This is a genomic window from Chlorobaculum sp. 24CR (assembly GCF_004118635.1).
Classification (GTDB): Bacteria; Bacteroidota; Chlorobiia; order Chlorobiales; family Chlorobiaceae; genus Chlorobaculum.
Genome location: NZ_SDGU01000003.1, coordinates 1 through 370, shown reverse-complemented (window position 1 = coordinate 370; position 370 = coordinate 1). Strand labels below are relative to the sequence as shown.

Annotated in this window: 1 protein-coding gene; it reads right to left on the bottom strand. The window is 36.2% G+C overall.

Translation table 11 applies throughout. The features are described from left to right. Nucleotides 1–370: IS200/IS605 family transposase (gene tnpA, locus EST62_RS00350; protein WP_129050133.1), on the bottom strand; the 370-nt coding region annotated here is incomplete at both ends.

The window sequence follows — 370 nt, the reverse complement described above, 5'->3', positions numbered from 1 at the left end:
TCTGTACATACTTTGTTATCGTATTTTCATCACCATGACGACCAACCGTATTCACATAAAAACCCTTTGACCAAAACTCACCTCCCCATAGCTTCTGCTTCACTTCCGGGTGTTTTCTGAAAATTTCTTTTGCTGTTATACTCTTAACTGCTTGTATAATTTTTGTGGGACTGAGAGTCGGAACACTTTGGATCAAAAAATGAACGTGATCTTTATCTGTGCCTATTTCGATGAAAGAAAATTCGTATCTGTAAGATATTTCAAGACATATCTCTTTTAAGCTGTTATCTACTGCCTCGGAAAATACGACACGCCTATACTTTGCAGGACACACAAAATGGTATATGAGTATAGATACATTATGACTTTT